Here is an 18,363-nt window from a genome sequence, read left to right on the forward strand (position 1 = left end):
AAAACGTTCTTCGTGGGTATATAGGAGCGAGATTGAAAGAATTTATTTTGTTTTCCTTCCCTTTAAAAAAAAGCCATCGCACAAACAGCACATTTGCAAATCGCACAATCCATCCCACAACCAAAATTTGCAAAAGAGCTGTTTCTCCTATCCCTCTGTGTACGAGCATAACGACTGTTGTATAAAAAGAGATAAATAATTAACAAATAACATCTCAAAAAAAGAGATAAATAAAGAAACTATTGTATTTTAGCAGTCAAATATTTCACGAAATGAATAGAATAAAAGAGGTATTAGAAGAGAAAGGGATTAAACAAAAATGGCTTGCCAAAAAACTGGATAAGAGCTATAATATGGTAAATTCTTATGTGCAAAACAGAAAACAACCTCGCATAGAAGTATTATACAATATTGCAGAAATACTAGATGTTGAAGTTAAAGAATTATTAATAGAGAGAAGCCAAAATGATAAATAAAATCATAAGAAATAAGACTATCCAGTGGCTTCAAAAACCCGATTGCCCTGCTGCTAATTTACTTAACTATATTCGTAAGGAAGATAAGCTAAGAGAAACGCAAATTGAAGCAATTGAGACTTATTTATTTTTAAAGATTGAAGGTGAGAACAAACCACTTTGGCAACTTTTTGCAGAAGGGTTTTTTACAAATGGAACGGATTTGTCAAAGCTAAATATAAATGAAAATGCTCGTTCGTATTTAGCTGAAAACAAAGATGCTTTTGCGTTGTTTGATTTTTCGAGGCAATTAAGCGGAGATAAAAAAATATTACCAAAACTTGAAACTTCCATTAAAGATTCTCCTGAAAGTTTAGATTATGAAAAAATCATAAAGAAACTTTTCTATGGTGTAAATTACTCTGATTATTTAATGAGTTTGCCTATGGGGTCAGGAAAGACTTACCTGATGGCTGCATTTATTTACATTGATTTATATTTTTCGGCTAACGAACCTGACAACAATAATTTTGCACACAACTTCCTTGTTTTAATACCGTCTGGTTTAAAAACCTCTATCGGTCCTAGTTTGCGAACAATAGAAAAGTTTGACCCATCGTGGGTAATTCCAGAACCTGCTGCAACAAGCCTAAGAAAACAATTAAAATTTGATGTGCTTGACGAGGCAAAATCAGCAAAGCAAAGTAATAAAGCAAGAAATCCGAATGCAAAGAAAGTAAATGAATGTTTACCAAATCCTTTTGGGCAAGTGTTTGTTGTAAATGCAGAAAAGGTAATATTAAACAGGCTTAAAGATGAGCAACAGTTGTCAATTTTTCAAGATGACGAAGATAGAAAAGCAAATGAATTAAGAGCCTTAATCGGAGATATACCAAACTTATCTATTTTAATTGACGAAGTACATCACGCTGCAAATTCCGACATAAAACTACGTCAGGTTGTAAATAAATGGAATGAAAAAGGAAATATTACTACTGTTCTTGGTTTTTCGGGAACACCTTATTTGTCCTCTGCCGAGAGAATTACGCTTACCGAAAACGAAAATCTGCGAATAGCAGAAATAACAAACACGGTGTATTATTATCCATTAACCACAGCAATAGAAAAGTTTCTAAAAAATCCCACTGTTAAAATTGCTGATAATTTAACGCATCTAGAAATAATAAAAGGAGGCATCACTGACTTTAAAAAACAATATGGTGACCTTGTTTATGAAGATGGCACTATTGCAAAATTAGCCATATATTGTAGCGACATTGCTATGTTGGAAGACGAAGTTTATCCTTTTTTGCAATCAGAACTTAATATATCTTCTAATGAAATACTAAGGTATCACGGTGGTAATAAGACCTATACTTTACCTAAAGAAAATGCACTTGATTTTAAATCATTAGACACTCCATTATCCAAAAAGAAATATATTCTACTTGTTGCAATTGGAAAGGAAGGTTGGGATTGTAAAAGTTTAACTTCCGTTATATTGCCTCAAAAGAGCAAGAGTGCTTCTAAGAATTCCATTATTCAAACCACTTGTCGTTGTTTGCGTCAAGTTATAAAAGGGAATGACGAAACAGCTCTTGTTTGGCTAAATCGTGAAAATGCAAACATTTTAAACAAGCAGCTAGAGAAAGAACAACAGACGTCTATCGAAGAAATAAATAGTTTAAGTAAAAATACTAGTTCTGAAATAGTTGAACGAACATCTAGAATGGAGTTCTTGAAAATTCCTAAAATAGACTTTTATCAACTAAAAGTAAGATATCAATCTATTGAAGAAGAGGAAAGTGAGAATACAACAGCAAAATTAATTTCTTTAAAGAACAGTATAAAGGAGTATAAATCTTCTGCTGTGGTTACAACTACAGGATTAGATAAGCTTGAGGATGGGGAAATTGAATATATTCTTGACACGAGCAATAGTATTGCAAACTACAATACGTGGATTTTTGATATAGTTAAAGATAGTTTTATGACAATATCGACAACTGAACTTCACAAGTTTGATATTCAGCTATCAGCTATTTTTAAAGCAATTACAATAAAGAAAAGTGAGGGTTTATTTTGGAATACTCAATACGATACCTACAATATCGAAAATCAAATTCGTTTAGCATTTAGTATTAAAAAACACCTTAAAACAGATGAAGAAATTATTCCCAAAGAAGCAAATCTCTTAATAGTAGATAAACTAAGAGCAATAGAGAACAACAAATATATATATCCATCGGCAGAAGTTAGTGAACAGATACTTCAATTTGACAAATCTCCTTTAAGCGAGCAAGAGTTTAACAAGCAAAAGCAAGATAGAATATTGGAACTTACAAGCGAGGGTAAGTTTGAAGAAATAACAAAAGTAGCAGCAGAGAAGATTAATCCTTTGGTTACTCAAAAGGACAAAACTTTTCATCTTATACCCTATAATTTCGATAGTGGATTCGAAAGTCAGTTTTTAAACAAAACACTACAACTTAAAACATTTAAGGAGAATAATCTTGAAATATATTTTAATGGTGAGCGTGGATTGAGCGAGTTTGTGATAAATTGTTTTGCTAAAAAAGGAAAATATTGGCGTAATGTAGGAAAATACACTACCGACTTTTTAATAATAAAACGTAGCAGTGATAATAAAATTCATAAAGCATTAATTATTGAAACTAAAGGAGAAGCTTATGCTGATGATAAGAGTTTTCTGCGTAAAAAGAATTTTGTAGAAACAACATTTTTAGAGCAAAACAACGAAAAGTTTGGTTACAATAGATTCGACTTTTTATACCTAGAAGATAGCGATGATATTATAGAAAATATAGCAAGTTTGGATAATAAAATAAAGGAGTTTTTTTATGAAAGATAAAACTAAAAAACCTTATTTTTTTGATAAGGAAAAATCGGGTTTTTCAATAGAAGATTTTGAACAAATTAGTTCAGAGCTCTTTCATTTCAGCAATGATACAAGTGCTCTTACAAATGTGTTGCAAAATAATATATATTTATATTCATCGTCTAATGATAGAAACAATACTCAATTCTATTATATTGATTGTAATATATTGACAAAAAAAGAGTTAGAGGCGGTTCATCTTAATATTTTTAGTGAGGATAAGGCTGAATTTTATGTGGTAAAACAGCAAAAAGATAGTGCTGAAGAGTATTCTATAAAGTATGCAAAAACAACTCCTAACAGAATAATTGAACTTGATTCTATACCTACAAATTCAGAAGATGAAGAATTACTAAATATAATAAATAAAAACAGTATTGATTCTGGTTTATTTTGGGTGTATTATAGTAATGAATTACGAAAAGTTCAAAAAACGAATGTTAGAAATGAGCTAGTAAATATACTAACTGAACTTAGAGTAAATCTTTCAAATGAGATAAATTCAAATGATAAAATTCCTGTAGAAAAAAGAGATGAATTTGTTCAAGCTCTAATAGACAGAACATTATTTATTAAGTTTTTAGAAGATAGACACATAATAAATTCATATTTCTATGGTGATAATATTGTATATAAAGACATTCTGAAAAAAGATGCCAAAGAGGTAAATCAACTTTTTACTAAAGTTCACAGCATTTTTAATAATAATCTTTTCGATGACCCTACAATTGATGATTATGTTTTAACCGATGGTGTTTTGAAAGCAATTATTAATTCAATTGAAGGTGTAAAGAATGGTCAATTATCACTATTCGATTTAAAGTTCGACATAATCCCAATTGAATCAATTAGCTTAGTTTATGAAATTTTTCTTGATGAAAAACAACGTAAAAATGGGATATATTATACTCCGCCTCAGTTAACAAATTTTATTACAGAAAAAACCATCACCCATAAAGGGAAAATTATCGATTCGGCTTGTGGGTCGGGAGCATTTTTAATTTCAGCTTACAAAAGATTATTGCAATTAGATAATAGAAAATTCGAGTATGTAATCGATAAAATTAACCATCGAACAAAGCTAATTAAGGATAATATTTTTGGTATAGAAAAAGAAGAAATTGCTCGCAGATTATCTGTATTCTCTCTTTACTTATCAATACTTGATGATTTAACTGTAGAGGAAAATCATACGCTAAAAAAACTTCTCGAAAAAGAAAATAACTATCCATTATTTCACGAAAATATAGGAGAAAATATTATTTGCAGCAATACTTTTGAACCAAATAAATTTGATAATGAAAAATTTGATTTTATTGTAGGAAATCCACCTTGGAAAAAGGATTTTAGCAAAGAAGATGCTTTTGCTGTTTTATATCTAAAAAATAATGAATCAGACTTTAGTGGTAAATCTGAATTATCTCAACTTTTTCAGCATAAAGCTAAAACTTGGAGCACAGAAAGCACAAGGTATGGTTTTGTAGTAAATACATCTAACTATACAAACGAAGACAGTAAATTCCAAGACTATTTTTACAGAAATTTCAATATCGAGAATTTCTATGAAGTAACAAACTTAGAGCTTTTTACAGCCTCTGAACCAGCAATTGTATGTATTTATACAAATGGACTTAAAGAGGGAAATAAATTAACACTCAACGTCCTTAAATCAAATGACTTCACAAAGCTATTTAAGAAGATATTGATATCGGAGGCGGACAACATTATAATTGCACAAAAAGATTTAATCAATTCAGATAATCAAGAAGCAACTCCATTAAAAACTCTTTTAGTTGGTAATACTGGCGATAATAGAATTGTTGAATATTTGGAAAGTCAAAAGTTTGATAAGTTTGAGAATTACATTTTGAAAGATGAAACAGGAAAATGTTTTATCAGACAAGGTGTAACCATTTACGCAAAAGACATACTGCCAAAGTATTTTAAAATACCTAAAGATGAGTTTTCTAAATATAAAGCTTCAAAAATTCAAGAACTAAAAGAACTATTTCATATAGAAAACACAAGTACAGATAAATCTGATGCTTTTAAGTATCCATACTTAAGCCCTAAGCATATATCAAATTTTACATTTAGTTTTAAGGATGTAAAATATTATTTAAATGAAAACATTTCTAACTTAAGGCGAAAAGGGAAAAGGGAGAATTTTATTGATAAGAGAATTTTATTACCTAGAAAAACAGATAACCTTAGAGCTTGTTTTCTTGATTCAAATAGTGTAGAAAATTATCCTAGTGAGGACGTACATACAATAAAGCTAAATAACAATAACTATTACCTATTTACAGGAATATTAAACTCGAAACTCTCAGAATATTTCTTAAAATTAAAATACTGGCATAGAGCAAAAAGTGGATTCCCTCGGATTAACGAAACAGCAATTTCACAAATCCCAATACCTAAAAATAAAAACGAAGAACTCGTTAATCAAATTGATGAACTAAGCGAAAAATTCACAAAAGGTGAGCTTTTGTTTGAAAATAAAGAAGATGAGTTTAACGAATTGATTTTTAATCTATATGGCTTAGGTATAATTGAGAAGCAGCGAATTAATGACTTCTTTATCAAGGAAAAAGAAAAGGTTAAAACGGTTGATTTAATAAACTATGCTAAGGAAGTTTGTGAGTATTTTTCTGATTTTACGAAACAGGGCATTAATGTATTTTACCAACCTTATAACGAGCAAAATCTAGTAAAAGGTGTTTGTATTGTCAAAGTTTATTTTGGAGAAAGAGAAAATATATATCCAAGTTCAAAGAAAGTTGGTCGTCATTTATTACTAGAACTAATAAAAAATGTAAGCGAGAAAAATATATTAAGTCTTAGAGAACGTATTTATGGTAAAAATACAATCTATTTTATTAAAGATAATTACAAAAGTAGTTGGTCGCTAACTAAAGCCAGCGAAGATGCTATAGAAGAGATAAATAAAATTAATGAGTTCAATACTAAAAATAGCAACAATGACAAACGATAGTATGAACGCTTTTAGCTCGGTTGCTAGTAATTTTATTCATCCCGAAGATGATAGTGCTTGGATTGATTTTATTTGGTCAAACATTATTGAATATTATAACTCTATAAACAATAAAAGTTCTTTTGCTTCTCTAACTGAAAAAGAAATAACACAGAAAATATATTTCCACCTAGATAACAAGAAAAGCTTTAGACGTAAGGTATTCGTTAATTCAGAACCTCGTTCCAATAATGAAGATATTGAAGGGTATTACGACTTGAAATTTGAATCTCATTATTGGAGACAGGGAGATGTTCATTATGTGATAGAAAATAAAATTTTAGACCATACACAAACCAGTATAAAAGAATACACTTACTATCCCAATAAATCTAAAACGAAAAAAGGTAAAAAAACAACCTTTAACGATGGAGGAATGTATCGCTTTTTATCAAATAAATATGCTGTAAATATGTCTTATGCAGGAATGATGGCTTTTGTTAAAGGCAATAACATTAATACTGTAATTGATAATGTAAAAGAGGAAATAAAGAAATTAAGTATATCTGGAAATAATACTTCTTACGGAAAGTTACTTGACGAAAAATTATTAAACAAAAAGGTTAACGGGTTTCAATACTCATTTTTATCAAGCCATACCAAGATAGACAAAACAGATATTGAATTCAGACACTTTTGTTTAGTTTTTAATTAGAATCAGAAAATATAAAACAATGCCAGTAAAATATATACCATACACGCCAAATACCGTTGAGGGTGAAGCCATACTTGATAATATTACACGTACACAGCGTGTATTGCGCTATCGTGATAATAATCAAGTGTATAATCGCATTAAACGAGGAATGCCATATTACGAAGTAGAAACAGTTGAACAAGTAGGTAATAAAGATAATACTGATAACCTTGTAATACGTGGCGAGTGCATTTCTGCCTGTGCCTACCTAAAAGAACAAGGCGTAAAAGTAGATTTAGTTTATATAGACCCACCATTTGCTTCGGGTGCCGACTATGCTAAAAAAGTACACATACGCAGAACCCCTAAGCTTGCCGAAAAGATAATACAAGCCGAAACTCAGCTAGAAGCCGAAGAACTACAAGCTTTTGAGGAAACAATGTATGGCGATATATGGAAAAAAGAAGACTACCTTAATTGGATGTACGAAAACCTGCAAGCCATTAAAGCTGTTATGAGTGATAATGCTAGTATTTATGTGCATTTGGATACAAAAATCGGACATTATGTTAAAATTCTAATGGATGAAGTTTTTGGAGAGGAAAATTTCAGAAATGAAATCATTTGGTGTTACAAAACTTCATTACGTGCATCTAGTAAGTCATATGGCAAAGACCACGATATGATTTTTTTCTATTCAAAGAGTGATACAAATGAAATTCATCCTGACAAGAAGGATTTTCCATCAAGCGAAAGTACAATAAAACGTTGGAAAGAATATGCTGATGAAAATGGTTTTGTTAGTAATAAACATTTTGCAGGGAGTAAAAGTACAATTATCAACACTGATGATGAAAGCAAAGGGTTTAATATTTATAATGGAATTCCACGAGATTGGTGGGAGATTTCTGCTAATGTTTCGAAAGGAAATACTGATGAAGTTGTCGCAGGAAAGTATGCCACTCAAAAACCCGAAGCCTTACTCGAACGCATAATAAAAGCATCCTCAGACAAAGGAATGGTAATAGCTGATTTCTTTGGTGGTAGCGGTGTGACAGCCAAAGTTGCCAACGACCTTGGGCGAAAGTTTATTCATTGTGATATTGGCATAAACTCAATACAGACGGTTCGCGACCGCCTTGTGGCAAACAAAACAAGTTTTATCATAAAAGAAATAAAAGATGGAGTTGCACTTTTTCGCAATCCACAGCAAACTATGGATAAATTGGCTACGCTAATCACTGGCTTGCAACAAAAAGTAGAAGGCGTTTCTAACTTTTGGTTTGGTGCTATTACAGATAGTAAAATGGGCACTATGCCTGTTTACGTACCAGACCTAATCAATAGTAAAGAAAAGGTATTAGATATTCCGACAATTAACCGAATAATAAATGAAGAAATTCAAAACCTAAACATTACTGCTAAAAAAGTAATTGTTTACTATATCGATATAGATGACGAAAAAGAATTGCGTAAGTTTATAAAAGACAACAATGCCACTACTGTAGATATTGAACTAAAAGACCTAAAAAACCTACTACACGAAGTTGTTGTAAACGACGAAATATCCTTGACTTGTAATAAAGTAGAAATCACTAACGAAAACAAATCGCTTTTCGATACCGCTGACAATAAAGAGCTTTATCAAATTAGCATCGAAAAGTTTGTTAGCGACCGATTAAATCAAAAAATTGGTGCTTTTAACGATAAAGGTAATTTACAATCTCTCAATAAAGGAAAAGCATTTAATCCAATAAACATTAGTGAAGAGGGCTTGGAGCTTATTGAGCTAATAGCTGTAGATTGTGAAAATTCAACAGGCGAATGGCATTGTAGTACAGAAATAAAAATTGATAAACTAGGCTATGTCATTTTAGACGGAGAAAAGACAAACAATTTTTGGGATGGGAGAATATTATCTAAAAAGAAACCATTACGATTAAAAATTAGGAATATTTCTGGAGATGAAACAATTGTAACAGTTTAGCCAACCCATACTTGTAAGCACATTGGCAAGTCGCACAAGCCAACGCTCAAACCAAAACTTGCAAAAGAGCTTCCAAGTGCTACCCACTGTGGCAAAGCCATTTTTTGCCAACGCTAAAACAAAATAAATTAGTGCTTCGTACAAGGTCTGTGCAGTTTTGATTAGATATAAAACAAGCGTTAATGTGCAGAATAATAGATGAATACAATAAACGCCAGCATACAACAATATGTATAGTGCATAGCGGGTTCAGTGCTTATTTGAGAGTTTATCACTCGCCCGTATTTCGGTGCTGTTTTGAAAGGTAAATCTCACGTAATCCGCTACGACACCATACACGAGCCGTTAGCAACAAGGCGAAAAAAGACATGCAATTATAAAAGTTCGGTGTAAACTTGGAGGAATTTATTTTGTTTTTTTCTCCCCCCCGCAAAAAGAAGAAGAGAAACCCCGACCCACATTGCAGCACATTTCCAAGCCCCCACAAGCCAACGCCCAAACCAAAGGCTTGTAAAAGAGCTGCAATTCTGCCTACGCACCGGTGCTTAATTGTTACATTTGAGCTTTGAACAAACCGAGATTATTGAAATTAGTATAATGAAAAAGGAAATAGACAACAAACTCAACTTGAAAAATATCAAACCAACCGCAATGCGAGAGTTGGTATTGCAAGTTTTAATCGAACAAAAAACGGCTATTAGTTTACCTGAATTGGAGCAAAAATTTGAAAAAGCCGACAAAGCCACCCTTTACCGAACTTTAAAAACTTTTGAAGAGAACAAACTGATTCATTCCATTGAAGACGGTTCGGGTTCTTTGAGATACGCACTTTGTCAGGATAATTGCCAGTGCGACCCCGAAGACCTACACGTTCATTTTCTTTGCACAAAATGTAATCAAACGTTTTGTTTAAATGACATCCCTGTTCCAACAATAAATCTTCCTAATAGATTTTCCCTCGAAAGTGTGAATATGGTTGTGAAAGGGATTTGCTCCAATTGTGAACGGTAACTTTGCAACCCGGTTGCATGAACTTTGGTGTATATTTGTCGTTATAACTTTAGAACAAACATTTTAAATCTCTGATAGATTGAAATTAAATGGAAAACATACAAGCAAATTTCTTATCCTGATTGCAGGACTAATTATTTTTGCCCATGCTGTTATTCCACATCACCATCATTTCGATTCCATCGAAGCTCATCCCGAAAATTTAAAATGCGAAACTACTAATTCGGACAGGCACAATGAAAACCCGGATACGCATTGTCATGCATTTAATATTATCGTTTCAGAAAAATCAAGCGATATAGTTGTCATTTCATCTACAGTTTCTCATCTCCATTTCGACCTTTTTAATATTGGAATAAAACCAGACATAGCATTATATATAAATGATGTAAGAACTACCATTTATTTTGGTTTCTCACCACCCAAACCAATATTCCTTTCCACCCATTCATTAAGAGCGCCCCCGGCTACTGTTTAATTTCTTTTCGAATTATCTACCGATAGAGCATTTTATCGGCATTACTAATCACTTAATCTTTCGTGTATGAAAAAAAAGAGATTAAGCAAGCAGCAGCTTCTTGAAAAGCAAAAGCTTGATGAAAAAAAATTTAACAGGACCATACTGATAAGTTTCAGCATCCTTTTTCTATGCTCAATGTCAATTTTAGTTTTCTATACCTATCGATGCGAAACCAGGTTAGCCTGGCGTAAAATGGCATGGTATGGTAAAGTAGTACCTAAGAATTGGATATGCATGAATGGGGATAATCTTCAAATCCATGAAAGCACCAAAGCGGTTTTTGATGACAAAATTTACTATTTCTGTAGCCAGCAATGCTTCAATCATCTCGCGAAGCATTTCAGGAAAGTTGCTATTGTCGCTGATGCCGTTTCAGGAGATTCAATAAATAAATCGGATGCAATTATCGGTCTTAAAAAAAGAAACAAGCCCGAATTGGTTTATTTCAGAAATAAAGAAAACTTCAAAGAATATTATGAATCAAAACACTAAAAATAAAATCAAGTTTCAAACAAATAAAACAGATATGAAATGATAAATAATATAATATCTTTTTCAATAAAGAACAAGGCACTTATCGGGCTGATGACAATCGGACTGATTATTGGCGGAATATATTCCATGACCAAAGTGCCGCTTGACGCCACACCTGACATTACAAACAATCAGGTATTAGTGATTACCACCGCACCCAATTTGGGCACGGAAGACATTGAACAGTTTGTAACCTATCAGGTAGAATTGGCAGTAGCGAACCTGCCCGACGTGACTGAAATACGAAGTGTCTCAAGGTTCGGGCTTTCCGTAGTTACAATCGTTTTTAAAGAAAGTGCGGGAACCTATTTACCCCGGCAATTGGTAAGTGAAGCCTTGGCAGAAGTAAAAGAAAAAATTCCCGATGGTTTTGGACAGCCTTTTATGGCTCCAATAAGTACGGGTTTGGGCGAAATCTATCAATATACGCTTGAAGTAAAACCGGGTTTTGATACCATTTACGATGATATGGAACTCCGTACCATACAGGAATGGATTGTAAAAAGGCAAATGGCAATGCTTCCGGGTGTTGTTGAGGTAAACTCTTTTGGTGGTAGGGGAAAGCAATACGAAGTGGCTATTAACCCGGATAAACTTCGGAGCATGGGATTAACAATTTCCGATGTTTTTGAAACCCTTGAGGATAACAATCAGAATACCGGTGGTGCTTATATCGAAAAAAACTTTCAAGCCAATTTTATCAGGGGCGAAGGATTAATGAGGTCGATTGATGATATTAAGAATACTTTAGTTGCAAACATCGATGGACAGCCTGTTTTTATACGGGATGTGGCAGAAGTTAAATACGGTAGTTTTGTCCGTTATGGGGCTTTTACTAAAAATGGAAAAGGAGAAGCAGTTGGTGGAATTGTGATGATGTTAAAAGGGGAAAACTCGAATGATGTGATTAAATCGGTAAAAGAAAGAGTAGCCTTAATCCAAAAATCACTTCCCGAAGGCGTTGTAATAAAACCTTTTCTCGACCGAAGTAAACTCATTAAAAGTACAACCTCTACGGTTGCCGAAAACCTTTCGCTGGGTGCTTTAATTGTAATATTTGTACTCGTAATATTTCTGGGAAATTTAAGGGGCGGTTTAATTGTGGCATCAACCATTCCATTGGCATTACTTTTTGCATTTATAATGATGAACCTGTTTGGGGTTTGGGCAAACCTGATGAGTTTAGGAGCATTGGATTTTGGAATTTTGGTTGATGGTGCGGTAATCATTGTTGAAAGTATGATTTTTTACCTTCATCGAAAGAACCTTATAGGCACAAAACTTGACCAGACCAAGCGCAATGAAATTGCCTATAATTCGGCAAGTAAAATGATGAACTCAGCATTTTTTGGGCAGCTCATAATTCTGATTGTTTTTATACCCGTATTAGCCTTGCAAGGTGTCGAAGGTAAAATGTTCATCCCTATGGCAATGACATTTGGTTTTGCTGTATTGGGCGTGGTAGTATTGTGTCTTACATATATTCCTATGATGGCAGCTCTGTTTATTCAGCCGCCTAAAACAGATAAAAAATCATGGGGAGATAAAATAATTGGAAAACTTGAAAAGATATATACTCCTGTAATTGTATGGGCACTGAAAAGAAGCCGGATTGTTATTGTAATCGCTTTGGTCTTGTTAATCTCAGGGGGATTCGTGTTTACACGAATGGGGGCTGAGTTTATTCCCAAACTTGATGAAGGCGATTTTGCTTTTCAGGCTTTTTTAAAGCCGGGAACTTCCTTAACTGAGGTTACTAAAGCTTCAACTCGTCTGGAACAAATTGTTCTGGAAAACTTCCCCGATGAAATAGAAAGTATCCAAAGTAGAATTGGGGTGGCAGATTTACCTATGGACCCGATGCCAATTGATATTGCTGATATTTTTGTGATATTAACCCCACAAGACCAGTGGACAAAAGCTGAATCAAAAGCTGAATTAATTGATAAGGTGAGAGAAAAAGTGAGCGTATTGCCCGGTATCAATTATGAATTTAGCCAGCCCGTTGAAATGCGCTTCAATGAATTGCTAACTGGTATTCGTCAGGATGTTGCCGTTAAACTATATGGCGATGATTTGGAAATGCTGGCTGACAAAGCAGAAGAAATTGCCGGGTTAATTTCTGGAATTGATGGTATTGCAGCCGTGAAAGCTGAAGCAACAAGAGGATTACCTCAGATTACGGTTAATTACGATAGAAATAAGCTTGGTCGGTACAACTTGAATATTAAAGAACTTAATACTATCGTTGAAACTGCTTTTAGTGGCGGTGTTGCCGGAAGTATATACGAGGGTGAGCGGATGTTCGACCTTGTTGTTAGATTGGACGAAGAACATCGAACAAGCATTGACGATTTGCGAAACCTGTTTGTTAATCTTCCCGATGGTAATCAAATACCATTAAAAGAAGTTGCTGAAATTAGTTATCAGCCAGGACCGATGCAAATTAGCCGTGACAATACCAACAGGCGTACCTATGTGGGGATTAATGTTGAAGGCAGGGATATTAAGTCGCTCGTAGAGGAAATTCAAACAACTTTAGATGAAAATTTGGAGCTACCGACGGGTTATTATATTCGGTATGGGGGAGCATTTGAAAACCTCGAAAGAGCTTCAAAAAGATTGACTCTGGTAGTTCCACTCGCTTTAGCATTAATTTTCATGTTGGTGTTTTTTGCGGTAAAATCGTTTAAACAAACCCTCATGATTTATGTAGCTGTACCATTTGCCGCTGTAGGTGGTGTATTCTCATTATACTTAAGAGATATGCCATTCAGTATTTCTGCCGGAGTGGGATTTATTGTTTTGTTTGGTGTGGCTGTGTTAAACGGATTAGTCCTCATATCGGGTTTTAATGAACTCAAGGCAGAAGGGAAACTCCATATCAATGATATTATTATAAAAGGTTCTATCAGGCGTATCCGACCAATACTGTTAACAGCATCTACCGATATTTTAGGGTTTTTACCTATGGCTGTGTCGGCTTCTGCTGGTGCCGAGGTACAACGACCACTGGCAACTGTGGTCATTGGTGGAATGCTTACATCAACTTTGCTAACCCTTATTGTGCTGCCCATTCTCTATAAGTTTGTTGAATCGGGAGTTAAAAAAATTAAGTTACCTAAACCGGCAATGGGTGTACTTTCTGTCCTTTTTATAATGGTAGGTTTGGGGATTTCAGGAAATGCCAATGCGCAGGATTCTTCACTAACATTGCCACAAGTCATTGAAAGGGCAAAAGAAAATTATCCTTCAATTAAAGCAGCCCAATTGGAAGTTGACAAACAGGAAGCTTTAAAAGCAACGGCTTACCAATTGGGTACAACCTCTGTTTACACGGGTAAAGAAGAAGTGGGAAACGGTGCGCCCGGTATTCAAAACAGAATTGGGATTGGTCAGTCGGATATCGATGTTTTTGGCATTCCGGCAAAGAGCAAGTTAGCAAATGCTCGCACCCAACAAGCTGTTTCGGGGCAGAACCTTACCGAATATTCGTTAACCCGTGATGTTAGTATCGCCTGGTACAATGCGGTTCATGCCAAACAGCAATGGCAGCTTTATAAAGAACTCGACACCTTGTACGCCGACTTTCAGAAAGCTGCGGAATTGAGGTACAAAACACAGGCTACTTCTAAAATCGAATACCTTTCCGCTTCGGCTAAATACAAAGAATTGCAGGTTAATTTAAAGAAAGCTGAAAGCAACTATTTTGCAAGCTTGCAAATTCTGAATCAATACCTGTTATACCCGGTTGCGGTAGATGTTAATATACAGGGTTTGGGGCAATATGCTTTCAATATCGTTTCCGAAATTGATTCATTGAGCGAAAGCCCGCTGCTGAATTATTATTCAACCGGAATTGATGTGGCTGAATCGGCATGGAAAGCGGAAAAAGCCAATTTCCTTCCAAAGTTAGACCTGGGTTATAAATGGCAGTCGGTTGACGGCAATTCCGGGTTTTATGGTTGGGAAGCAGGTATCTCTGTCCCGTTGGCATTCTTTTCACAATCGGGAAAAACCAAAGCTTCAAAAATTGACTTCCAAATTGCCAATCGGCAATACGAGCAAAAAGAACTGGAAATAAAAGCTGGGTACAATCAGCAAATTAGCCGTTACCTTACCTTGCAACAGGTTATCGACTATTACATAAAAGAAGCGTTGCCCTTGGCAGATGAACAAATTCAGGCATCCAACCTGGCATATCGGCTCGGAAGTATTGACTATGTTCAATTTATTCAAAACATGGCTACAGCAATCAACACAAAACAAGAATTTTTAAACCAGCAGGCAGAGTATTATCAATTGTCTGCCCAATTGAAATATTTAACAGGTAAATAATCGAAAAAATTATATAAAATGAAGACAAAAATATTTTTAGCATTTATCATGGTGGCTACAATGTTATCGTGTAATTCAGAAAAAAAAGATAGCCATGAAGGTGAGGAACATGAAGAGCATGGTGTTGAAGGGGCAGTAGTTTTAAATGCCAGACAACGTGAAGCCCTAAATTTAAAATTGGGGTCTTTTCAAATGCGTAATCTAACAACGCTTGTAAAGTCAAATGGTCAGTTGGAAGTCCCCCCGTCAGGCAGTGCCGAAGTTACAGCCATTATTGGTGGCAATGTAAAAACAATTAATGTTTTTCATGGCGATAGGGTAAAAAAAGGTCAATTACTGGCAGTGCTCGAACATCCCGATTATATCTCTTTACAGGAGGGCTTTGCTGAAATATCCAGCAAACTCGAATTTATCGAAAAAGAGTATGCACGCCAAAAAGAGCTTTTCGAGAATAATGTGGGAGCTGGTAGGGATTATCAGCAAACAAAATCTGAATACAATACAATTAAGGCTAAATATGAAGGCTTAAAATCACGATTGCAGTTGTTGAACCTTTCTCCTGATAAAGTTAAAGAAGGTGAGATTTCAAGCACAATAAGTATTCTGTCGCCTATTAACGGTTTTATAAATGACATAAATATAAAAGTTGGAACTTACGTTGATGCAAAAGACATATTAATTGAAATCACCGACAACAGCGCAGTTCATGCCGATTTTATGATTTACGAAAAAGACGTTCATCTGATTAAGGAAGGGCAGAAAATACATTTTATTGTTTCTAACCGACATGATGAAGAATTAACGGCAACAATATTTGCAATTGGGAAAGAATTTGAGACTGATTCAAGGGCAGTTCATATTCATGCAAAAATAAATGAAAAAATTACAGGTTTAATCTCAGGAATGTACATTTCCGGGCATATTCATACAGATGAAAACTATACACGTACTTTGCCCAACGATGCAATTGTTACCGAAGGAACCAAGTCATTCATTTTTGTATTAGACAATGAATCTATGGAAGAACATGACCATGATGGACACGATGACGGGAATGATGGTCATGAAGATGATGGTCATGAAGATGATGGTCATGAAGAGGTGGAGAATCATGACAATGATAACGACGAGGGTCATAACCACGATGAGCATGCCAACGAATTAAATAAAGAGAACGATGAAATGACTTTCCGTATGGTAGAGGTTATGACTGGTCTTAAAGATGAAGGTTATACCGAAATAAAACTGATTGACCCATTACCGGAAAATACGCAAATTGTAATGAACGCAGCATATTATCTACTGTCGGACATGGGCAAAGAAGAAACTGAACATGACCATTAAAATTAGAATCATGAAAGAAATAAAAGCATTTATAAGACCAAACAAAGTGAATGAAATTGTTCAACAACTTAAAGAAAAAGGCTTTGAGAACATGACCATTTCAACTGCAGAAGGAACAGGGAAATTTCAAGATGACAAAGCATTTGTTTCCCAAAAATTCTCGATTACTGATAGCCCAATGGCAAAAATTGAAATGGTAGTTGCGAAAGAAAAGGTAAACACGGTAGTAAGCATCATTTCGAAATATGGTAAAACATTAAATCCCGGCGATGGGTTAATTTATGTTTCCGATGTCGAAAAGGTGTACCGTGTGAAAACGGGTTTGGAAAATGGAGAAAAATAATTTATAACTTTAAGGGCAGGTTGCCTTAATATATCGGGCAACTTGCTTTTTTAATAATTCACTTTAAAAGCAAATGAGATGAAATACTATTTTGAAAAAACATTGAATTGCTCTTTTGAAGAAGCAGTAAAAAGGGTAACAGAAGAACTCAAAAAGGAGGGTTTCGGGGTTTTAACTGAAATCAACATCCACGAAAAACTAAAAGAAAAATTGGGAGTAGATTTCAGAAAGTACCGCATACTTGGTGCGTGTAACCCTGCTTTTGCCTACAAAGCATTGCAGGAAGAAGATAAAATCGGTACAATGTTGCCTTGCAATGTTATCGTGCAACAAATTTCAGAAAACCAAACAGAAATTGCTGCCGTTGACCCGATGGCATCAATGCAATCAGTTGAAAATGAAAAATTGGCAGGTGTTGCAAATGAGGTTCAACAAAAATTAAAACATGTCATTCACAATGTTTAAAAGCACCTTTAAAATTTCCAAAATGGATTGCCCTTCCGAGGAAAACCTTATCAGGATGAAACTCGATGGGCTTTCCATGATTAAAAGTTTGGTGTTCGATATTGAAAACCGAAAACTTACTGTCTTTCATTCCGAAGAAAGCCCTGAAATTGAGAATCACCTGAAAGAACTCAATTTAGGGTCGCAACTCCAAGAAACAATTGTTGTCCAAGCGGATGAATTCAAGGACAATTCATCGGTACAGTCGAAACTCCTTTGGACGGTTTTGATTATCAACTTTGCATTTTTTATTATTGAAATTACCACGGGTTTTATTTCTAAATCTATGGGTTTGGTTGCCGATTCGTTGGATATGCTGGCAGATGCACTCGTTTATGGTCTTAGCCTTTGGGCGGTTGGTTCAACTGTGTTCCGCAAGAAAAAAGTAGCAAAATTGAGTGGCTATTTTCAACTGGCTTTAGCACTGATTGGTCTTATAGAAGTAATACGCCGGTTTATCAGTTTTGAAGCTGTGCCGGATTTCAAAACCATGATTATTGTTTCCATATTGGCATTGATTGCCAATTCCATTTGCCTATATTTATTACAAAAATCAAAAAGTGAAGAAGCACACATGAAAGCCACGATGATATTCACATCAAACGATATTATTATCAATACCGGTGTTATCGCAGCAGGTGTATTGGTTTTGTTGACCCAATCAAAGTATCCTGATTTAATCATTGGTACAATTGTTTTTTTAATCGTAGTAAGGGGGGCTTTCAGGATATTAAAACTTGGTAAATAAAACATT

General features: G+C 34.5%; 13 protein-coding genes. All 13 read left to right on the forward strand.

Going from position 1 to position 18,363, the window contains the following annotated elements:
* The first annotated feature begins 272 nt into the window (after positions 1 to 272).
* The gene (locus tag ACT3CE_RS15650; RefSeq protein ID WP_444710708.1) at positions 273 to 476 is read left to right on the forward strand and encodes a helix-turn-helix domain-containing protein; all 204 of its coding nucleotides are present in this window, start codon (positions 273 to 275) and stop codon (positions 474 to 476) included.
* A complete protein-coding gene (locus ACT3CE_RS15655) occupies positions 466 to 3,327 on the forward strand; it encodes a DEAD/DEAH box helicase family protein (RefSeq protein WP_444710709.1) in 2,862 nt (953 codons plus the stop codon). Before ACT3CE_RS15650 ends, ACT3CE_RS15655 begins: the two co-directional genes overlap by 11 nt.
* Complete coding sequence (locus ACT3CE_RS15660; protein ID WP_444710710.1) at positions 3,317 to 6,352, forward strand: N-6 DNA methylase; 3,036 nt, start codon at positions 3,317 to 3,319, stop codon at positions 6,350 to 6,352. Before ACT3CE_RS15655 ends, ACT3CE_RS15660 begins: the two co-directional genes overlap by 11 nt.
* Positions 6,339 to 7,046, forward strand: coding sequence for a hypothetical protein (locus ACT3CE_RS15665; RefSeq protein ID WP_444710711.1), 708 nt, complete (start codon positions 6,339 to 6,341; stop codon positions 7,044 to 7,046). Before ACT3CE_RS15660 ends, ACT3CE_RS15665 begins: the two co-directional genes overlap by 14 nt.
* Positions 7,047 to 7,065: 19 nt before the next feature.
* Positions 7,066 to 9,015 carry a DNA methyltransferase gene (locus tag ACT3CE_RS15670; protein WP_444710712.1) on the forward strand — a complete coding sequence of 650 codons (1,950 nt, stop codon included), beginning with the start codon at positions 7,066 to 7,068 and terminating at the stop codon, positions 9,013 to 9,015.
* 597 nt (positions 9,016 to 9,612) lie between these two features.
* The gene (locus ACT3CE_RS15675; protein WP_444710713.1) at positions 9,613 to 10,026 is read left to right on the forward strand and encodes a Fur family transcriptional regulator; all 414 of its coding nucleotides are present in this window, start codon (positions 9,613 to 9,615) and stop codon (positions 10,024 to 10,026) included.
* A gap of 79 nt (positions 10,027 to 10,105) precedes the next feature.
* The gene (locus tag ACT3CE_RS15680; RefSeq protein WP_444710714.1) at positions 10,106 to 10,504 is read left to right on the forward strand and encodes a DUF6769 family protein; all 399 of its coding nucleotides are present in this window, start codon (positions 10,106 to 10,108) and stop codon (positions 10,502 to 10,504) included.
* A 66-nt stretch (positions 10,505 to 10,570) separates the two neighbouring features.
* Positions 10,571 to 11,038, forward strand: a complete 468-nt coding sequence (locus ACT3CE_RS15685; protein ID WP_444710715.1) for a hypothetical protein — start codon at positions 10,571 to 10,573, stop codon at positions 11,036 to 11,038.
* A 39-nt stretch (positions 11,039 to 11,077) separates the two neighbouring features.
* On the forward strand, positions 11,078 to 15,418 hold the full coding sequence (locus ACT3CE_RS15690; RefSeq protein ID WP_444710716.1) for a CusA/CzcA family heavy metal efflux RND transporter: 4,341 nt from the start codon (positions 11,078 to 11,080) through the stop codon (positions 15,416 to 15,418).
* Between the two features lie 18 nt (positions 15,419 to 15,436).
* Positions 15,437 to 16,762, forward strand: a complete 1,326-nt coding sequence (locus ACT3CE_RS15695; protein ID WP_444710717.1) for an efflux RND transporter periplasmic adaptor subunit — start codon at positions 15,437 to 15,439, stop codon at positions 16,760 to 16,762.
* A 10-nt stretch (positions 16,763 to 16,772) separates the two neighbouring features.
* Positions 16,773 to 17,105, forward strand: a complete 333-nt coding sequence (locus tag ACT3CE_RS15700; RefSeq protein ID WP_444710718.1) for a P-II family nitrogen regulator — start codon at positions 16,773 to 16,775, stop codon at positions 17,103 to 17,105.
* A 78-nt stretch (positions 17,106 to 17,183) separates the two neighbouring features.
* The gene (locus tag ACT3CE_RS15705) at positions 17,184 to 17,570 is read left to right on the forward strand and encodes a DUF302 domain-containing protein (RefSeq protein ID WP_444710719.1); all 387 of its coding nucleotides are present in this window, start codon (positions 17,184 to 17,186) and stop codon (positions 17,568 to 17,570) included.
* On the forward strand, positions 17,551 to 18,357 hold the full coding sequence (locus ACT3CE_RS15710; protein ID WP_444710720.1) for a cation transporter: 807 nt from the start codon (positions 17,551 to 17,553) through the stop codon (positions 18,355 to 18,357). The genes ACT3CE_RS15705 and ACT3CE_RS15710 overlap by 20 nt, the downstream gene beginning before the upstream one ends.
* Positions 18,358 to 18,363: the final 6 nt, after the last annotated feature.

The organism is Marinifilum sp. RC60d5 (assembly GCF_052400665.1).
Taxonomy (GTDB): Bacteria; Bacteroidota; Bacteroidia; order Bacteroidales; family Marinifilaceae; genus JBQTGK01.

Bases quoted from the DNA above. Each gene is read 5' to 3' on its own strand.
- ACT3CE_RS15650 (WP_444710708.1), top strand. From the start codon at position 273: ATGAATAGAATAAAAGAGGTATTAGAAGAGAAAGGGATTAAACAAAAA.
- ACT3CE_RS15655 (WP_444710709.1), top strand. From the start codon at position 466: ATGATAAATAAAATCATAAGAAATAAGACTATCCAGTGGCTTCAAAAA.
- ACT3CE_RS15660 (WP_444710710.1), top strand. From the start codon at position 3,317: ATGAAAGATAAAACTAAAAAACCTTATTTTTTTGATAAGGAAAAATCG.
- ACT3CE_RS15665 (WP_444710711.1), top strand. From the start codon at position 6,339: ATGACAAACGATAGTATGAACGCTTTTAGCTCGGTTGCTAGTAATTTT.
- ACT3CE_RS15670 (WP_444710712.1), top strand. From the start codon at position 7,066: ATGCCAGTAAAATATATACCATACACGCCAAATACCGTTGAGGGTGAA.
- ACT3CE_RS15675 (WP_444710713.1), top strand. From the start codon at position 9,613: ATGAAAAAGGAAATAGACAACAAACTCAACTTGAAAAATATCAAACCA.
- ACT3CE_RS15685 (WP_444710715.1), top strand. From the start codon at position 10,571: ATGAAAAAAAAGAGATTAAGCAAGCAGCAGCTTCTTGAAAAGCAAAAG.
- ACT3CE_RS15690 (WP_444710716.1), top strand. From the start codon at position 11,078: ATGATAAATAATATAATATCTTTTTCAATAAAGAACAAGGCACTTATC.
- ACT3CE_RS15695 (WP_444710717.1), top strand. From the start codon at position 15,437: ATGAAGACAAAAATATTTTTAGCATTTATCATGGTGGCTACAATGTTA.
- ACT3CE_RS15700 (WP_444710718.1), top strand. From the start codon at position 16,773: ATGAAAGAAATAAAAGCATTTATAAGACCAAACAAAGTGAATGAAATT.
- ACT3CE_RS15705 (WP_444710719.1), top strand. From the start codon at position 17,184: ATGAAATACTATTTTGAAAAAACATTGAATTGCTCTTTTGAAGAAGCA.
- ACT3CE_RS15710 (WP_444710720.1), top strand. From the start codon at position 17,551: ATGTCATTCACAATGTTTAAAAGCACCTTTAAAATTTCCAAAATGGAT.